At 47.5% G+C, this 15,446-nt stretch carries 18 protein-coding genes; 13 read left to right on the top strand and 5 right to left on the bottom strand.

The genetic code is table 11. The features are described from left to right. Positions 1 to 1,122, top strand: coding sequence for a TolB-like translocation protein (locus tag OLMES_RS20860; protein ID WP_157678431.1), 1,122 nt, complete (start codon positions 1 to 3; stop codon positions 1,120 to 1,122). Positions 1,123 to 1,239: 117 nt separating this feature from the next. Next, a complete protein-coding gene (fbp, locus tag OLMES_RS20855) occupies positions 1,240 to 2,250 on the top strand; it encodes a class 1 fructose-bisphosphatase (protein ID WP_087463043.1) in 1,011 nt (336 codons plus the stop codon). A gap of 44 nt (positions 2,251 to 2,294) precedes the next feature. On the opposite strand, the gene OLMES_RS20850 is transcribed toward fbp, so the two are convergent. Then, a complete protein-coding gene (locus tag OLMES_RS20850) occupies positions 2,295 to 2,819 on the bottom strand; it encodes a DUF411 domain-containing protein (protein ID WP_087463042.1) in 525 nt (174 codons plus the stop codon). 428 nt (positions 2,820 to 3,247) lie between these two features. Here OLMES_RS20850 and OLMES_RS20845 point away from each other — a divergent pair, with 428 nt between their 5' ends. Both OLMES_RS20845 and OLMES_RS20840 read left to right on the top strand, forming a co-directional pair. Then, positions 3,248 to 3,937 carry a hypothetical protein gene (locus OLMES_RS20845; RefSeq protein ID WP_087463041.1) on the top strand — a complete coding sequence of 230 codons (690 nt, stop codon included), beginning with the start codon at positions 3,248 to 3,250 and terminating at the stop codon, positions 3,935 to 3,937. A 262-nt stretch (positions 3,938 to 4,199) separates the two neighbouring features. After that, the gene (locus OLMES_RS20840) at positions 4,200 to 4,925 is read left to right on the top strand and encodes a type 2 periplasmic-binding domain-containing protein (protein WP_157678430.1); all 726 of its coding nucleotides are present in this window, start codon (positions 4,200 to 4,202) and stop codon (positions 4,923 to 4,925) included. A 9-nt stretch (positions 4,926 to 4,934) separates the two neighbouring features. Here the strand turns inward: OLMES_RS20840 and OLMES_RS20835 are convergent, their stop codons facing one another. The 3 genes from OLMES_RS20835 to OLMES_RS20825 all read right to left on the bottom strand — a co-directional run bounded on the left by OLMES_RS20835 (position 4,935) and on the right by OLMES_RS20825 (position 6,906). Further along, positions 4,935 to 5,927 carry a CPBP family intramembrane glutamic endopeptidase gene (locus tag OLMES_RS20835; RefSeq protein WP_087463039.1) on the bottom strand — a complete coding sequence of 331 codons (993 nt, stop codon included), beginning with the start codon at positions 5,925 to 5,927 and terminating at the stop codon, positions 4,935 to 4,937. Positions 5,928 to 5,940: 13 nt separating this feature from the next. After that, a complete protein-coding gene (locus OLMES_RS20830) occupies positions 5,941 to 6,390 on the bottom strand; it encodes a hypothetical protein (RefSeq protein ID WP_087463038.1) in 450 nt (149 codons plus the stop codon). A 192-nt stretch (positions 6,391 to 6,582) separates the two neighbouring features. Continuing rightward, positions 6,583 to 6,906 (bottom strand): hypothetical protein, encoded by a 324-nt coding sequence (locus OLMES_RS20825; RefSeq protein WP_087463037.1) that lies wholly within the window; start codon positions 6,904 to 6,906, stop codon positions 6,583 to 6,585. 332 nt (positions 6,907 to 7,238) lie between these two features. On the opposite strand from OLMES_RS20825, the gene OLMES_RS20820 reads away from it, so the two are divergent. Continuing rightward, positions 7,239 to 7,448: a cold-shock protein gene (locus OLMES_RS20820; protein WP_087463036.1), complete on the top strand. Its 210-nt coding sequence runs from the start codon at positions 7,239 to 7,241 to the stop codon at positions 7,446 to 7,448. Between the two features lie 271 nt (positions 7,449 to 7,719). After that, positions 7,720 to 8,583: a class I SAM-dependent methyltransferase gene (locus OLMES_RS20815; RefSeq protein WP_087463035.1), complete on the top strand. Its 864-nt coding sequence runs from the start codon at positions 7,720 to 7,722 to the stop codon at positions 8,581 to 8,583. Positions 8,584 to 8,691: 108 nt separating this feature from the next. Here OLMES_RS20815 and OLMES_RS20810 read toward each other — a convergent pair whose 3' ends face one another. After that, positions 8,692 to 9,282: a hypothetical protein gene (locus OLMES_RS20810; RefSeq protein WP_087463034.1), complete on the bottom strand. Its 591-nt coding sequence runs from the start codon at positions 9,280 to 9,282 to the stop codon at positions 8,692 to 8,694. Positions 9,283 to 9,450: 168 nt separating this feature from the next. On the opposite strand from OLMES_RS20810, the gene OLMES_RS20805 reads away from it, so the two are divergent. From OLMES_RS20805 to OLMES_RS20775, 7 genes are all read left to right on the top strand, one after another. After that, positions 9,451 to 11,163 (top strand): HAD family hydrolase, encoded by a 1,713-nt coding sequence (locus OLMES_RS20805; protein ID WP_087463033.1) that lies wholly within the window; start codon positions 9,451 to 9,453, stop codon positions 11,161 to 11,163. Between the two features lie 227 nt (positions 11,164 to 11,390). Continuing rightward, positions 11,391 to 12,278 (top strand): methylated-DNA--[protein]-cysteine S-methyltransferase, encoded by an 888-nt coding sequence (locus OLMES_RS20800; protein ID WP_198343066.1) that lies wholly within the window; start codon positions 11,391 to 11,393, stop codon positions 12,276 to 12,278. 65 nt (positions 12,279 to 12,343) lie between these two features. Beyond that, positions 12,344 to 12,556 carry a hypothetical protein gene (locus OLMES_RS20795; protein ID WP_087463031.1) on the top strand — a complete coding sequence of 71 codons (213 nt, stop codon included), beginning with the start codon at positions 12,344 to 12,346 and terminating at the stop codon, positions 12,554 to 12,556. Beyond that, positions 12,550 to 12,987 carry a hypothetical protein gene (locus OLMES_RS20790; protein ID WP_087463030.1) on the top strand — a complete coding sequence of 146 codons (438 nt, stop codon included), beginning with the start codon at positions 12,550 to 12,552 and terminating at the stop codon, positions 12,985 to 12,987. The genes OLMES_RS20795 and OLMES_RS20790 overlap by 7 nt, the downstream gene beginning before the upstream one ends. Positions 12,988 to 13,035: 48 nt before the next feature. After that, positions 13,036 to 13,575, top strand: a complete 540-nt coding sequence (locus tag OLMES_RS20785; protein ID WP_087463029.1) for a DUF6942 family protein — start codon at positions 13,036 to 13,038, stop codon at positions 13,573 to 13,575. Positions 13,576 to 13,712: 137 nt separating this feature from the next. After that, on the top strand, positions 13,713 to 14,711 hold the full coding sequence (locus tag OLMES_RS20780) for an ion channel (RefSeq protein WP_232465159.1): 999 nt from the start codon (positions 13,713 to 13,715) through the stop codon (positions 14,709 to 14,711). After that, positions 14,704 to 15,348 carry a YjfK family protein gene (locus OLMES_RS20775; RefSeq protein WP_087463028.1) on the top strand — a complete coding sequence of 215 codons (645 nt, stop codon included), beginning with the start codon at positions 14,704 to 14,706 and terminating at the stop codon, positions 15,346 to 15,348. Before OLMES_RS20780 ends, OLMES_RS20775 begins: the two co-directional genes overlap by 8 nt. Positions 15,349 to 15,446 lie beyond the last annotated feature (98 nt).

Below are 15,446 nucleotides of genomic sequence, written 5' to 3'. Positions count from 1 at the left end.
GTGGCACGGTACTGGGTATCGGTATTGTTGCTGTGGTGCGCGTGGGTTGTTAATGCTTCTGCTGTAAATAGTACAGAGGCTGTTGTCGTTCTGGATGCTTCGGGGGTGGAGGCCAAACTGGTTTGGCTCAAGCTTGGAGGTGACCGTTCCGAACGACGTCAGTTACTCAAATTGGGGCCTGAACAGCATTTCTATCAGATGGACCACCACCCTGAACAGTCGAGGCTCGCAATCGCCTATCAAGGGGATAAATCGAAGCACCAGAGTCAGGGGATCTACATTCTGGATTATCAGCAGGACACCGTCAGGCTGGAGCAAGTCACCCTGCCAGCAAAAGGAGTTGAGTACCATTTTGCTCCGCTTTGGTCTCAGTCCGCTCGGTATATTTACTACGTCAGCGCAGAGTTAAATGCCATCAATGGGCGAGCGGATCGCAATATTCGTTTGCTGCGCCTGGACATTGAAACGGGGCTCGTAGAGCTGATTTCCAACAATGCGACTAGTCCAGTGCGTGTTACGACTGGTCAGCCGTGGCAGAGCGAAAGTTCCCCTGAAAATCGCATTGCGCCCTCACACGTATCGGAATCTATCGCATTTGTTTATCGAGATGAAGATCAAGGGCGGTCTTCCCTGATGACCCTGAATCCGAAATTGAATGCACCTCCAGTGCGGATTCATGAGCAGCTCGCACCCATTGGTGAGCTGGTTGCTGAAGGGTCATCGCCGTGGATTTATTTCCTGGCGTTCGAGCAGCACAAATCGGTGCACCACAGTGTTTGGCAGCGAGTCAAGCCGCTGCTGAATTGGTTTGTTCCAGAGGCTCAGGCTCATCCGGGGGAGCGCTCACAGCACCTTGAGTGGTGGCGGGTGCACGCTGGCCGGGGTGAGTTACAGAAATTGCCAATTAAAACCAGTGCGGTTCGTGATCGGGATATTAGCCGCGATGGTAAGCTCCTGGCGTACACTGACTCCAGGGGAATCATGTTGCTTGACCTGGAGCGACTTGAGTTGAAACGCGGATTTAACCAAAAGCATCTTTATCATTTGCAGTGGGCGAGATTATCGCCAGGTTCGAATTCTGCTGTAATTAAACCGACAATTGGTCAGACTGTCCCGGATTAGCTGAGTTTCTCTATTTTCGTTCATGGCTGCATGGGTTAAACTTGATTCCCATGTAAAGAACGTCAAATCGCGCACAATTGCGCTCACGTCATTCAAACGAGCACAAAAGAGTATCGTATGGAAATCATAAAAACCCTGGGTGAGTTTATTATTGACCGGCAAATGGATTATCCGGATGCAAGTGGTGAACTTACGTCCCTCTTTTCATCCATCCGTCTGGCTGCAAAGATCCTTCATCGAGAAATCAATAAAGCCGGGCTGGCGGATTTAACGGGGGCTGTAGGGAGTGAAAATGTTCAGGGAGAGCAGCAGCAAAAACTTGATGTTTATGCCAATGAACGGTTTAAAAATGCACTGGCTCAGCGTGGCGTGATTTGCGGGATTGCTTCAGAAGAAGAGGAGCAGTTCGTAAAATTTGAAGAGACCAAAAACCTCGAAGGCAAATATGTCGTGCTTATCGATCCGCTGGACGGATCCTCCAATATTGACGTGAATGTGTCGGTGGGGACAATTTTTTCTGTTTATCATCGTGTTTCCCCGCTTGGCAGCCATGTTACGGAAGAAGACTTTTTGCAGCCTGGCAACAAACAAGTGGCTGCAGGGTATGTGATTTATGGGTCTTCAACGATGCTGGTGTACACCACGGGTAATGGTGTTAATGGATTCACCTATGACCCGACCATCGGCGTGTTCTGTTTGTCCCATCCAAATCTGCACATTCCGGAAGATGGCACGATTTATTCGATCAACGAAGGTAACTATGTGCACTTTCCTGAAGGTGTAAAAAAATACATCAAGTACTGTCAGGAAGAGGATCAGGCCACGAAACGCCCTTATACCTCTCGCTATATCGGTTCTTTGGTTTCAGATTTTCATCGTAACCTGATTAAAGGCGGGATATACCTGTACCCCACTTCAAGTCGCTACCCGAATGGTAAGCTCCGACTGCTCTATGAGTGCAACCCAATGGCATTTCTGATTGAACAGGCGGGCGGTAAAGCGATTGCGAATCCGGGGCAGCGTATTCTCGATATTGAACCGACCCAACTTCATCAGCGTTGCCCGTTGATTGTTGGATCGCCTAAAATGGTCGATAAAGTCGAGAGTTTTATTGCCGAGTTTGGTTGAGTCCTGTCCCTCGGCATCACTAAGCATTTCACCTTGCCGGGTGATTATTCGTAGTGATTCCAGCGTCTGACCGTGCCATTGGCACGAAAGCCCAGTACATCGAAAGTGGCATTATCGTCAGACACCTCCATACCGGGTACGTTTGCTCCTGCGGGCATACCCGGTACCGTAAGGCCTTTCATGTCCGGCTGTTGTTTCAATAACTCGATGACATCTTGTGCCGGTACGTGGCCTTCTATTACATAGCCCCCGACAAATGCGGTGTGGCAGGACGCCAGTTTAGGTGTCAGCCCTGCAGCCTGCTTTATCGCACTCAAATCATTGCGATTGTGTGCCGTCACCTCAAAGCCATGGTTTTCCATGTGTTTAATCCAGTCGTTACAGCAACCACAACTCTCTGTTTTGTAAACTGTCAGCTGAGTGTTCTCGGAAAGTAATGGGGTATGTTGATCTTCGGTCGCTTCATTCGCGAAAACGGTTGAAGCGTTCGTTAGCAATACGGTGGACAATACGACGGATAGATTGATCGTGGGTCGATTAATTACTGAGCGTTTAAGTCGTTTCAACATTAATAGTCGCCTGGGTTTTTGTTGCTACATCGCGCATCGTAGCTCAATGGTATCGTTAATATTCCAGCTTAAACAGTATTCGATCCGACGACAATGTTAGTGTTTTCCAATTTTATGGATTTAGTCGCGCTTTTTCGGCCTGCTCTATTTGAGGTTGCCGGTTAAAAATGTTCAATGTGTTCATATACTTGCTGGAATGTAACTGAAGTGTAGAGAAATATTTGTTTTTGTAGCTTTCGGAAGGGTGCTGGCAGCGGGGCTCTATACTTGCGAAGTTGCCTGATAGTTGCCTGATAGTTGCCTGATAGTTGGGTGATACCGGTAGTACTCCAAATTCCGCCGTATTGGATCACCAAGATTGGATCATCAGGTGACCTGAAGCGAGATTCGCTTCGGATTACTCACATTGCACGTATAAGGAAATTATCATGTTTAAAAAAACCGCTGCATCGACACTTGTTTCGATCGTTGTCGCGTTGCCTGCGACTGTTGTATTCGCATCACCAACATCCATTCAGAGCTGTCCCAAAAATTATGAACCGGTGGCAATTGATATGACCGCTCTGGTTTCCTCGAAATTCTTTGGTTGTCCCTTGTTGCAGAATTCGGATTTGCGCAAGCAAGTCGATAAACATGCTTACGGAACAACGTTTGCGTTTCCTGCTGTTCCAGGAACCTGTCTGTCGGGCAAAAGTCTGGATGGTACATTAACATTCTCGGACGGCTCTGTTGTATACATCGATGGAGGATTCACGGAGTCTGCGCAGCGCTTTTTTCCAGAAGCCGGTGCAATAGATTTAACATCGTTGTTTATGACCGGTATTACCGGAGCCGGCAAGCCGTTCATATCCGGTGCCGCGATGACGATTATGAATATGCAGGGGGAAAAGAATGGTGAGCCGTTTACGCTTGAATTGGTGATGGATGATCGTTTTACGTTGGATTTGTCTCATGCACCCTTTTTTACTTTGGATGCTGAAGAGTTCAATGTACTCGATGCAACCGGTGGGCGTTCAGCCGTCGGCCGGATCAGCGCCACAGCGCTGGTATACGGTATGCCGCCTGCACCCGTCATTAATGCCGAGTTTGAGATGCAGGGTTCCATTTGTTTGAAATAAAGCAATCAGAGTTGTTTGAAATAGCCTGATACCGGTATTTTGGAAGAGGCGTTTGGGAGGTAGCAATGTATGGGGTAGCGCAATCCAGACTGATGATGTTCGCAGTTAGTGGTTATCGACTTCCATTCGCCTTTCTCAATATTGCGCTTGGTGTGTTAATTTTTCAGGGGCAAACTACAATATAGGGGCAAACTACAATATAGGGGCAAACTACAATATTAAGAAATCTATGTTCTTCATTTGGGCCTTATTGGCAATGATAATGAGATTTATCTTCTCAAGTTGGCTTATTTTAGCTGCAACGCCCTTGGTTCTGGCCGATGATGTTAAAGATACGCGGCCTGGGCCTGTTTCCAAACTGACTTTTGCGCTGTTGGACGGCCGTGAATCCACGCTTTCTTCAGTTATTCTCAAGAAAGCGTATGAGCGCTTGGGCATTGATGTCGAGTTTTCAATTATGCCGGGAGAGCGGGCGCTCTACTCTTCGAACCGTGGGCTGCTGGACGGTGAAGTCAATCGGATTGAAGGCATTGACGAAAACTATCGGAACCTGATGCGCGTACCCGTGGAAATTAATCGATTCGAAGCCCTTGCCTGGTCTCAATTCAATATCGAAATAAATGGCTGGGAAAGTTTGAAGCCCTATCCATTACTGATTAAATTGGGCATAAAGTACGCAGAACAGGGTACTTCGGGCATGAACGTGAGAGCGCTTCCAGAATATGATCGCGTTTTCGCCGCGCTATCGAATTCCCCTGATACCGTTGCAATCGCGTCCCGTTTAGAAGGGATGTACCGCATTCAAAAGCTGGGCTTGTCCAATATTCAAGCTCTGGAGCCCCCATTAACTCACAAAGCTTTATTTCATTACTTACATGTCAAACACCGTCCATTGCTGGACCGCGTCACCCGGGTATTGAATAAAATGCGTGATTCCGGCGCGCTACAGGCAATTCGAGAGCGCCATCTGGCAAATCTGGGGCGTTAGGGGTTCCACCTATAGGATCTCTACCGGTACCAGCATCGGGTAGCTCAGGAACACAAAGTGGAATAAGTTCACAAACAAGTGCAGCGCAATGCTGGCTTCAATTCGGCCTGTTTTTTGGTAGACATAACCGTAAGCAAAACCTGCAATTGAGGCAAGGAGCATGTATCTGGGCCCGCCAGCAAAATGGGCCAGCCCGAAGAGTACGGATGTCAAGCCAAGGCTCAGAATCGATCCATATGATTTATGCTTGAGTCGATCCTGAATTTCAAACTGGACGATGCCCCGAAAAAAAGCTTCTTCGGCGATGCAGGTTAGTAACAGGTTTTTTGCGAGCCAGATGGGGAGTACATGGGAAAGCTTGTAATCCCATACAAAAAGACCGAGAAAATAGCCAAGGATACTGAGTACGGACAGGGTTACGAGGCTCACAACCAGGATAAATCGTCTTTCAAAGGGAATTCGCCTGCGTTGATTTTGCATTTGCCCGAAGCAAAGCAGGCAGATTGCCACCAACGCCGTATCAAAGCTCAATTTCAGCTGGAATTCCAAAGACTGGATAGAAAGTGACATTGGCGGGAAGGGCTCCCACCTTGGAAACCCCGGCAAGATATGGGCGACCAGCGCAATTGCCAAGGCGATCATTAGTGCGGTGTTCAGAGGCCTTAGTAATGCGATATATCCGGGTTTTAGTGAGTGAGCGTTGATGGATTTCTGCTTGAAATAGCGATGTGCGCGGATCGGCTGGAAGTGTATGTAACAGCTGGTCGCCATCAGCAAGCTGAATATGAAACCCGAAAGTGTGGTCAAATTCAAGCTGAAGCTGACAAGGCAGAGGCTTGCAACGACGAAAAACGTGAATCTTGAATCAGGTCGTCGTCCGCAAGCAATGATACAAACGGGTAAGCACAGGAAATAAATCAGCGACTCAGCCGGTGAATGTTGAAGCGCTGAAAACAAGCCATCGCGAGTGGCATTGATGGCTGTTCCGGACATTCCGGACATGTATGTAAGTGCTTTATTCGTCCAGCCTGAACTGGACCGTCATCTCACCCTGAACACTGATATCCTGAGGGTTATATTCAAAGCCACCCACCTGACGGCTCAGAGGAATAAAGGACAAGGGGGACAAGCCAAACAGTAAACCCAGCTCAGCATCACCGATTAAGCCACCGTTGAGTACCTCTTCAAGGTCTGCGACCAGCTGTTCGTGTGCTTCAGTCGCATTTGGATCGCTCTGCAGGGCATCCGCGAGTGCTTGTTGACTGGCCAAGAGCAACCCGGAAACAAGAAACACTGATTGTTGATTGTCCGAATCGTTATCAATGACTAAATTGATTTTTGGCGTGTTAGACATGATTTGCCCATCAACCGAAGACATCTCTTCATTCGTTAAGGTTTTAACCTCTGCCGAAACATTGGTCAGGTAAATTGTTGAAAGTAGTGCAATTGTACCAATACGGATCATGAGTATTTCCTCCTCCATGAGCGGAGAAACAACTGTTTTTTTAAAAAGTGAGCGAGCTGTCAAAAAAATCTATGAAAAACATAGAGAAAGGCTTTACTCAATACTATCTGTTTTCAGGTGTTGGGTAAATAACTTACAACTGTAATGTTGTTTTTTTGGCCAACTTCGGATCTGGTCGGGGTTTAGCTGCGGTCAAGGGGGGGAAGATTCATTCTGAATCGCGAGCTCGGCTATTTCTGAATAAAGTTGGATAACTTTCGCAAAAAGAGTTTGATATTCTGGGTTGTTACTGATGGCCGTTCTGGCTATTTGTGTGTCTGTGTGCACGTCTTCAAGAAATTGAATTTCATGTTCGCTCAGGCGAGCCCCGGCGGCCATGGCACTTTTGATTTGAATAAGCCGGGAAACATGGTGGTCGGTAAAATGTTTTACGACTGTGATTATTACGGGTTTATCAAAGTGCTTGATAACATGAGGCGTGGATTGCGGCGCAGAATCTGCGTTAATCGTGGCCATAGGATAACCTCCAACAAACGTTTAAAGGCTGTATCTCCAGTATACTGCTGATGGGAATCTCCGGGCAAGCAAGGTAACAAAGCTGGCCCTCAATTGGGGCGTTGGGAATAAAAAGAATAAATTTTTGTGAATTGTCCGCTCGTCAGTTGACATATTCTGGCTGTGGCGTAATATGAAACGAGCTTGAAAGTACGGCTTGTATTTATGTTACATCGCTACGAAGTTCCTTTGTTGTACCTCGTCCTGTTTTTCATAAGTAATCCCACCACTTCTCAGCTTTAACGTCTTTTATATGAAAGGCACTTATTACCCATGTTTAATAGGATATTATTATGTCTAATACAGTAACTGGCACCGTTAAGTGGTTTAACGAGAGCAAAGGTTTTGGTTTTATTTCACAGGAAAATGGACCAGACGTTTTCGCTCACTTCAGTGCAATCACCGGTACTGGTTTTAAAACTTTGGCCGAAGGTCAAAAAGTTGAGTTCACAATTACTCAAGGCCAAAAAGGTCCTCAAGCTGAGAATATCGTTGCTCTGTAACATCTCAGATTTTATACGGTAGCGGTTAGCAACAGCTTTCGATCGAGTTTGCTTTGCTCTAGGGCGTATGGCGCAAGAGCTTGGTGAGTGCGGGTGTCGTAAGGGCTAATGAGCTAAACTGTTGAATATCGTTACCTAAACGAGGCCTTGAGCCTCGTTTTTTACTATTGGCTGATTTCAGCCTTTACCCTGCCTTTTCAGTCTATTGCGCTCTCGAATTTTTTGTTTTCAATTAGGAATCGCTCAATTCTTCCCTGGAAACTATATCGATATGGAATCAGTGAACATCGAGTCAATTGCAGCTGATCCAGTTGTCCCTGACTGGAGTCGAATAAACCTCCCTAAAGCATGGCCGGATCTTTTACAGCTGAATACCCCTCAGGATCGTAAAAAATTATTTAAACTCCTGTTTTCGTCTCGGCAACGGGTGCGCCTGCCGGAAGATATGCCTGGCGCAAATGGGGTACCGAATTACATGCTGCAAGAGTTTCATCATTTGCCAAATGGCTATTACTCAGAGCAATTCACCAAAGGTTACTCAATCTGGTTTGATCGAGTGATGTTAGGTCATATGAAAAAGGCGAGAACTCGCGTGTCCCGTGAACTGAATTCCTGTGCCAGTGTTCTCGATGTGGGCTGTGGTCATGGTGCCTTGGCGGCTACCCTCAAACGGGAAGGCCGGGCTGACGTTTGGGGCATAGATCCTTCTCCTTACCTGTTAAAACTTGCAGCGGCTTCCCATCCGGATATCCCGTTTATTCTGGGGACGGCAGAGAATACCGGATTTTCAGATAATCGTTTTGATGGCATTGCCATTTCCTTTTTGCTTCATGAGATTCCGCCAAAATATGCAGACCTTGCGCTTCAGGAGTTCCACCGAATTCTCAAGCCGGGTGGCTTGATCGCGATTACAGAACCTTCTCCTAAGCAGATGTACTCTTCATGGTTACGTATGTTGTTTGAATTTGGTGTTGAAGGGGTCTATTTCAAATGGTTTGCCAACCGCGTTTATGAGCCTTTTGTTGATGCTTGGCATAAAAAAGAGATCCTGGAATGGTTCCGGGCTTTCGGTTTTGAGCTGCTGCAGGATTCCGATGCCATGCCCGTCCGGTATATTGTCGTTCGAAAGCTTTGATTGTCACGCAAAAAAATTTCGGTTCTGGTTCGAAAGCGATCCCTTGTTGAACACGCAGTAGAGAAAATTGTTTCAGGTTGTGTTTTACAGGAACCGCTTGTTACTGTTTTAGTCGATAATTTGCGTGACTTTGCCTTTTTCAAACTGGATAAGCAGGGTATCGAACCGGTTTTTCCAGTACTTCCACGTGTCGAGATCAGTTGAAGATGTCTGGTGCGGTGGTGGATAGCCCATTGCGTAAATAATGCCTTGCTTACTCATGCCGACATAGGGTTTGCCATCTTTAATTCCCTTTTTGTCAATTTTGCTTAGTTTTGCGACTTTTGCTTTATCGCATTGGTAGCCGAAGTATCGTTTCAGGTGCTGGTCGAAGGGCTCATTGGCTGCTTTGTGGTAGTAGTAAAGGTGCGTTATGCCTGTCTCTTTAACCCGTATCGTGGCAACTTTTTTAGTGACCTCTTGGATCTCAACCTCACTGCACATTGGAATGGTCATCGGCATTTGCCAGTTTACTGCGGAAAGTCGGAGCCCTCTACCTGTATCCGGATGAAGGTTGACCAGTGTGACAATGCCCTGAGCACCGACCATGTTTTGCCCAGTGCCATCCGTTAACGTTAAGGTCGATGAGCAGGCGGCTGTCCCTAGGGCGAGTGTCAGCACACCAAGTTTTGATTTGAGTTTATGCTTTAGCCATTGCATGTTCTTTCCTTTATATCCGTCTACAGAACTGATCACAACCTTAACACCAGTTTGGAGCCTCGCCAAGTCCAGGTCTCATTGGTCTGGAAAGGGGACATGTGTCTTAGCGTCTATACTTAATTCAATCCTGTGTCGAAAATCACCGTAAACTGTTGAAGAGGGTAGGCAATGAATTCAGAACCCATTTATCTGGTGAATGAGCTGACTTTCCCCAATGTCATACTGTTTGATTGGCATGGCACTTTGGTCGATACGCTGGATGCGATGTACCTGACCATGGAAGAAATGCTGCCACAGCTGGAGAGTCTCGATTTAGTTGGGCGCCTGATCGCCGAGGAGCAATGTCGAACTCAGGACGATGCGAAACTGGTACGCTATATTCGCATATTCAGGCGTTTACATCCGAAAATTCTGGCCGAACGACGGGTCTCACGTACTGAGATCTTTAATGCAATATTCGGCCAGGATATTGAAGCAAAACGCACCGCCCACCATGCCTACAACCGCTGTTATCGTTCGCACTATGGGGAGGTAAAGCCCTTCCAGGATGGGGTGTTTGAGTACTTAAGCTGCCTGAAAAAACTCGGTTTAAGAATCGGTGTGGCGACCAATCGTAGTCGGGAGTTTTTGGATCAGGAAATCCAACTGGTGGATGATGGACGATGGCAATCGCTATTTGACGTAACCGTCTGTGCGGATGATGTGAAGGAATACAAACCTGATCCTGACGTTATTCATCAGGCCGTTGCCCGATTAGGGGTGCCTTGTGATGAGCGAGTCTGGTATGTGGGCGACAGTCATACCGATATGGTCACAGCGTTTAATGCCGGGGTGACACGAATTTTTTACAACGGTGCCCATTGGGAAGAGCGCTGGATCGATCGGATTATTGCGGAAAAAGAAAAGAATCCTGAAGCACCCGCTGCCGTGGTCGACAGTTTCGAAGAGCTCATCGATGTGCTGATGGCGTTGGATCAACGTGAGCCGGGCCGATTTCAATGTGCCGTGGACGCCTGCAGACCCCGGGCTTTTCCCCGACGAGCGCCGCCCCCACCGCGGGTAGAGCCTGATTGGCATCCTGCTGTCGCGACACTTACTCCTCCCGAGCTGATTCTGTTTGACTGGCATGCGACATTGGTCGATACATTGGATGCGATGTATCACGCCGTTGATGATATGTTGCCGCAGCTCGAATCCTTGGGACTGATGAACCGCTTGATCAAACCCGAGCAAAGTAAATCACCTGAAGACGCGAAGCTGGTCGAACACGTTAAGAATTATCGGCAGCTACACCCCAAAATTAAAGCGGATCGAAAAATATCCCGCACTGATATTTTTGAAGTGTTATTCGGTGAGGATCAGGAAGCAAAGCAAATCGCCCATAAAGCGTTTAATCATCACTACCGTAATCATTTCGGTACGGTATTGCCATTCGAACCTCAGGTCCGGGCGATGCTTGAGGGGATTCGGCGCTTGGGATTGCATGTCGGGGTCATTACCAATCGTGACCGGGAGTTCTTTGAACATGAGCTCGCCGCTGTGGAGGATACCGGCTGGGCCCACCTGTTTGATACCGCCGTGTGTGGTGATGACACGCTGAAACGAAAACCCCATCCCGATCAATTGTTATTAGCAATAGAGCGTGTGGGCTATGCAGATACGCCCGCAGTCTGGTATGTCGGAGATAGCACAACGGATACCATCGCCTCGAAAGCGACAAATATTACCAGTGTTTTTTTCAATGGTGCACAATGGGATCTTCCCTGGTTGCAGAAAATATTTCCCGGAACATCTCGTTTCCCCCATAAACCGGACGTGGTTGTAAACGACTTTTCTGAATTTTGGGCTTTGGTTCTGGCCTGTGTTAATCGAACCCAGTAGAGCATGATCGTTGATGGGCAAGTTTCGGGTCGCCGTTGCTGCGATAATTGAATAGGCTGTCAGGGCGTATTCATGCTCCATCTTTTAATCTTGGTTGGATCTGAAACAGGTTCAAGCAAAGACTGCGGGGCGTGGTTTGTTCAATACAGGAACGAGGACCGAAGCCATGAAAGGTTTACCGCTCAACACGGTGCGTCTTAAAGCAATAGCGCTGGGAGAGCATGTTTATGTTATCTGAACCCGAATCCAGTACATCATCCCAGCAGTATCATCTGGTTGCTGTCGCGATTGAGTATTTTGTTCGGCACCAGCAGAGGCAGCCCAAATTATCCGATCTGGCCGCTTACATGGGGTACAGTGAATTCTATTTACAGCGTTTGTTCTCCGAGTGGGTGGGATTGTCGCCCAAACAGTATCTGAAGTTTTTAACGAAAGAGTATGCCAAGAAAAGATTGGCGTCTTTACCCGTTCTGGATTCTGCTCTTGCTTGTGGATTGAGCGGTACAGGTCGATTGCACGACCTTATGGTGACCTGTGAGGGGATGACGCCGGGCGAGTATAAACGTTTGGGGGACGGTTTGAAGATTACATTCGGATATTTCAGTTCTCCTTTTGGCGAGTGTCTGATTGCAACAACGGATCGAGGTGTCTGTAAACTCTCATTTTTGGACTCGCTTGAGCAACGAGAATTCCACGAGGCCGAATTAGTATCGGAGTGGCCGCGAGCTCGTTTCAGTCACGATGATTCTTATATTGCGTCATATGCCGATCTTATATTTCCCGCTCCAGGGTCGAAAATTTCCGAAGCCAAGGCAATGCCATCGCTGAAATTATTGCTTAAAGGTAGCCCGTTTCAGTTGAAGGTTTGGGAAGCTCTGCTCCGTATTCCGGAAGGTAATCTGTCCAGCTATCAGCAGGTTGCGGCTTCGCTGAACATGCCTTCGGCATCCCGCGCTGTAGCGGGGGCAATTGCCCGGAATCAAATTGGGTATCTGATTCCCTGCCACAGGGTGATTCGCAGCAACGGTGAATTTCATCAATACCGCTGGGGTGCGGAACGCAAACGTATCATGATAGGCTGGGAGGCACAGAATTTTACTTTCGAGTCTATTTAAATTTGAGCGTGTCCGGGGACGGCCTTTTGGTATGCTGCTGTTTATCGATTCAATCGGAGTGGGTTATGAAAAAGAGTGATGATGAGAATTTGCCGGATTGGGGAAGTGTGAATACGGCTCGCACGGTTAAAGCCGGTTGTGGCATACGCTATGATATGGAGCAACTGGGGGAGGAAACGGAATTCGACTTCAGTGCGGCGGCTCAGCTGAAAGCGAGCCTGCTTGATGAGACTTCGGATGCTGTCGATTGTGATCCATCAGCAGAGAAAAAATGCTAGCCTGCACCTTGGTGCACTGGAGCGCGCCATTGGTGCTTGTTTGGGTCGGATTGTATGGGGGAATTTGCGTCACAACCGTGCAACGACGGGAAGGTGTAAGCGGCCTCAAATCGATTGCCAGTCGCTTGCTTCTGCTGGAGTTGGTTTGCGTTATTCCTGCCGTAATCGTAATACCTTGGTCTGGCAACTGCCTGCTTGATTATTATCACATTCCCTGGACGAGTTTCTGGATTCAAACGAGCTTGATATTATTTTCCGTTTCGGGGGGGATTTGGCTGATACGCTTGCTAGTTACCTGGCAATGGTACAGGGCGCAATGGTTGAATGCTCAGTGGAGTCGTATCTGGTTTTATAGCGACTTTTTTCTATTGGGTAGTCTCGCTATCATTGCTGGCCTGATGTATGCCGGAAGTCGCGGATTGATGGGGTAGTTGAGGGCGGCTCCGAAAAATGAGGACAGTTGAAAAGTTGAGGTTTTGGTGAGCAAAAATACGGCACCTGAGGCTGCTGGTTATGGTGATGTGCGTTACACCTTGGCAGTTCATATTGGCAACCGAATCCCTGTGTCCGGATATGAGGTGCCGATTGGAATCAGACCATTTACTTCTGGCGAAATAGATACCATTGTTGCGCAAACGGGAAATCATTGGCGCAAAGTATTCAATGTCTACGCAAAGTTGATGTTTTCTTTGAATCCACTTGCTTATCGATGTTGGCAGGATTGGCGGGATCATCGGCTTTTGCAATCTGCATCCGGAACGGCACTGATGTTTTCAGCGCCGACGATCAAAACCTTTAATTGTGCTGAATCAAATCAGGCTGTGCGTCTTATTACCGGGCGAACATGGGCGGAATCTCTGGGGTTGGGTATTTCTTTCGAGCAGTTGACGCCGGAATTTTGGGTTAACGATGACCATCGGGTTATTGTGTGCCCTTATTTTGACTACCGACAACTTTCTGATATCAAAATTATGTACCTGGTAAAGCTGTTGAAGCGATTCAACCCTCTCTTGCAGTAAAGGCCCAAGCACACTATACCTTTATAATTACGTGCAGAGATACGGTATGCCCGTAAAATAGATGAGATGCGCCTGAAGCAGAGATAAATGGAATGGTGTTGATTCAGAAAATCAAAAGGTTAATTCTTAAAAATTTTATGGATTTGCGATGGTACGGTGTGGCGCTGTACCTGCTACTGTATGTTGGTTTCACCTACGCAGTACTCTGGGCAGCAGGCGAAGATGCTTTGTTGTCACTGGAACAATTCCCCTATTGGCTGGTCGTTACGGCATCTACTGTCGGGTATGGTGATTTATCGCCATCGACGCTTGTCGGTAAATGGTTTGTGTCCTTCTTTGTCATACCATTTGGTTTGGGGTTGTTTGCATTGTTGATCGGGCGCGTCGCTGCCTGGGCATCTACGCAGTGGAAAAAAGGGGTCAGAGGATTGAAAACACTGGATATCGCAGACCATATTCTGGTCATCGGCTGGTATGAGCAACGAACGCTGCAACTGATTCGTATGTTGTTGAGAGAGCAGCAGGGGGCAGGGGAAACCAAGCCAATTGTTTTATGCACAAAGTCTGACATCGAGAACCCGTTGCCAGAGCAAATTGGCTTTGTGAAGGTTGAAAGCTACAATTCCGAGCCGGATATGGCGCGCGCGGGTTTGGAGCGAGCCTCTGTTGTGATTATCGATACGCCTGCTGATGATGTGACCATGACGGCCGCACTGTATTGCAAGAGCCGGAATCCAGAGGCCCACATGATTGCGTACTTCAAGGATGAAAGTTTGAGTGACCTGCTTAAAATTCATTGCCCCAATATTGAATGTACGCCGTCTGTTGATTTGGAAATGCTGGTAAAAGCAGCGATGGATCCCGGATCGAGTTTATTGCATCATGAGTTGCTCAATGTCGAGCAGGGGATGACGCAATATTCGCTGCGTTATTGCGGCGAGAAAGATATTAGCGCACAAGCACTTTTTGTCTGGCTCAAAGAAACGTACGAAGCAACCCTCATTGCTATTTCTGCTGCCAAAGGTAAAATTCAGGTGAATCCGCCAAACGATACACGGATCACACCTGGCACGGTGCTCTATTATATCGCGGATGAACGAATTGACGGGATTAAATGGAGCTCATCACATGTTTAGTCGTTGGACAAAAAAAGAAACCAAGTCAGGTTCAACAGTACCGGAAATTATCGGCCTGCGCTTGAACGGTGTCGTAGAGCTTGATGATGTGATGCTCAAGCTGGTTGAGCCTTCAGTCGTATTTGAAGGGGCCGCACGTACCCAGATGATACAGGCTGTAGGTGAGGTTAAGCTGGATCAAAACAGTAAGCTTTTGCGTTTTTACACAGATGATGACGGTTTTATTCAGGTTTTGCTGAATGGTGGAACGACTGAAGCAAATATTGAAGATGTGAAGCTTTGGTATTTTTATGAAACCAGAACAGTAGGTTCCGATGCAGACTGGGACAATGTTTTAAAGCATGTCGTGAGCCAGGAAACCTGGGAACTGGAGGGGAATGTTTACCATCGAGTTTGGGGGGGCGCGGGAGCAGAGTCACCACCCGTTGCCATGACTGAAAGAACCTACACCTCTGAACAAAGTTCGGCTGAAACAGATCAATTTGTGATGCTTTATGAAAGGCAGGTTGATGAGTATTTGACCGAATTTGTACTGGTCAGTGCCGAGGAAAAAATTGTCGATTACCGGCCTGATCGTTTCCTCGTCATATCGACAGGTATAAATCTGAAATCGGCAGACCTGTCATTCGTTGCTTAGGGTCAACACACCCTGATCACTTGGCTGAATCTGAATCGTACTTTTTCGACTGACTGTTGTTGCGGGCTGTCTGAAGGTATCGTCGTTTACAGCTATTC

It is taken from the genome of Oleiphilus messinensis, assembly GCF_002162375.1.
Taxonomy (GTDB): Bacteria; Pseudomonadota; Gammaproteobacteria; order Pseudomonadales; family Oleiphilaceae; genus Oleiphilus; species Oleiphilus messinensis.
This window is presented reverse-complemented; position numbering and strand designations above follow the sequence as displayed.

What these genes read in the sequence shown, in the direction of transcription:
- OLMES_RS20775 (WP_087463028.1), top strand. Translation starts at nt 14,704, where the DNA reads ATGTTTAGTCGTTGGACAAAAAAAGAAACCAAGTCAGGTTCAACAGTA.
- OLMES_RS20810 (WP_087463034.1), bottom strand. Translation starts at nt 9,282, where the DNA reads ATGCAATGGCTAAAGCATAAACTCAAATCAAAACTTGGTGTGCTGACA.
- OLMES_RS20830 (WP_087463038.1), bottom strand. Translation starts at nt 6,390, where the DNA reads ATGATCCGTATTGGTACAATTGCACTACTTTCAACAATTTACCTGACC.
- OLMES_RS20790 (WP_087463030.1), top strand. Translation starts at nt 12,550, where the DNA reads ATGCTAGCCTGCACCTTGGTGCACTGGAGCGCGCCATTGGTGCTTGTT.
- OLMES_RS20780 (WP_232465159.1), top strand. Translation starts at nt 13,713, where the DNA reads ATGGATTTGCGATGGTACGGTGTGGCGCTGTACCTGCTACTGTATGTT.
- OLMES_RS20820 (WP_087463036.1), top strand. Translation starts at nt 7,239, where the DNA reads ATGTCTAATACAGTAACTGGCACCGTTAAGTGGTTTAACGAGAGCAAA.
- OLMES_RS20845 (WP_087463041.1), top strand. Translation starts at nt 3,248, where the DNA reads ATGTTTAAAAAAACCGCTGCATCGACACTTGTTTCGATCGTTGTCGCG.
- OLMES_RS20815 (WP_087463035.1), top strand. Translation starts at nt 7,720, where the DNA reads ATGGAATCAGTGAACATCGAGTCAATTGCAGCTGATCCAGTTGTCCCT.
- fbp (WP_087463043.1), top strand. Translation starts at nt 1,240, where the DNA reads ATGGAAATCATAAAAACCCTGGGTGAGTTTATTATTGACCGGCAAATG.
- OLMES_RS20795 (WP_087463031.1), top strand. Translation starts at nt 12,344, where the DNA reads ATGAAAAAGAGTGATGATGAGAATTTGCCGGATTGGGGAAGTGTGAAT.
- OLMES_RS20800 (WP_198343066.1), top strand. Translation starts at nt 11,391, where the DNA reads ATGTTATCTGAACCCGAATCCAGTACATCATCCCAGCAGTATCATCTG.
- OLMES_RS20850 (WP_087463042.1), bottom strand. Translation starts at nt 2,819, where the DNA reads ATGTTGAAACGACTTAAACGCTCAGTAATTAATCGACCCACGATCAAT.
- OLMES_RS20805 (WP_087463033.1), top strand. Translation starts at nt 9,451, where the DNA reads ATGAATTCAGAACCCATTTATCTGGTGAATGAGCTGACTTTCCCCAAT.
- OLMES_RS20835 (WP_087463039.1), bottom strand. Translation starts at nt 5,927, where the DNA reads ATGTCCGGAATGTCCGGAACAGCCATCAATGCCACTCGCGATGGCTTG.
- OLMES_RS20825 (WP_087463037.1), bottom strand. Translation starts at nt 6,906, where the DNA reads ATGGCCACGATTAACGCAGATTCTGCGCCGCAATCCACGCCTCATGTT.
- OLMES_RS20840 (WP_157678430.1), top strand. Translation starts at nt 4,200, where the DNA reads ATGAGATTTATCTTCTCAAGTTGGCTTATTTTAGCTGCAACGCCCTTG.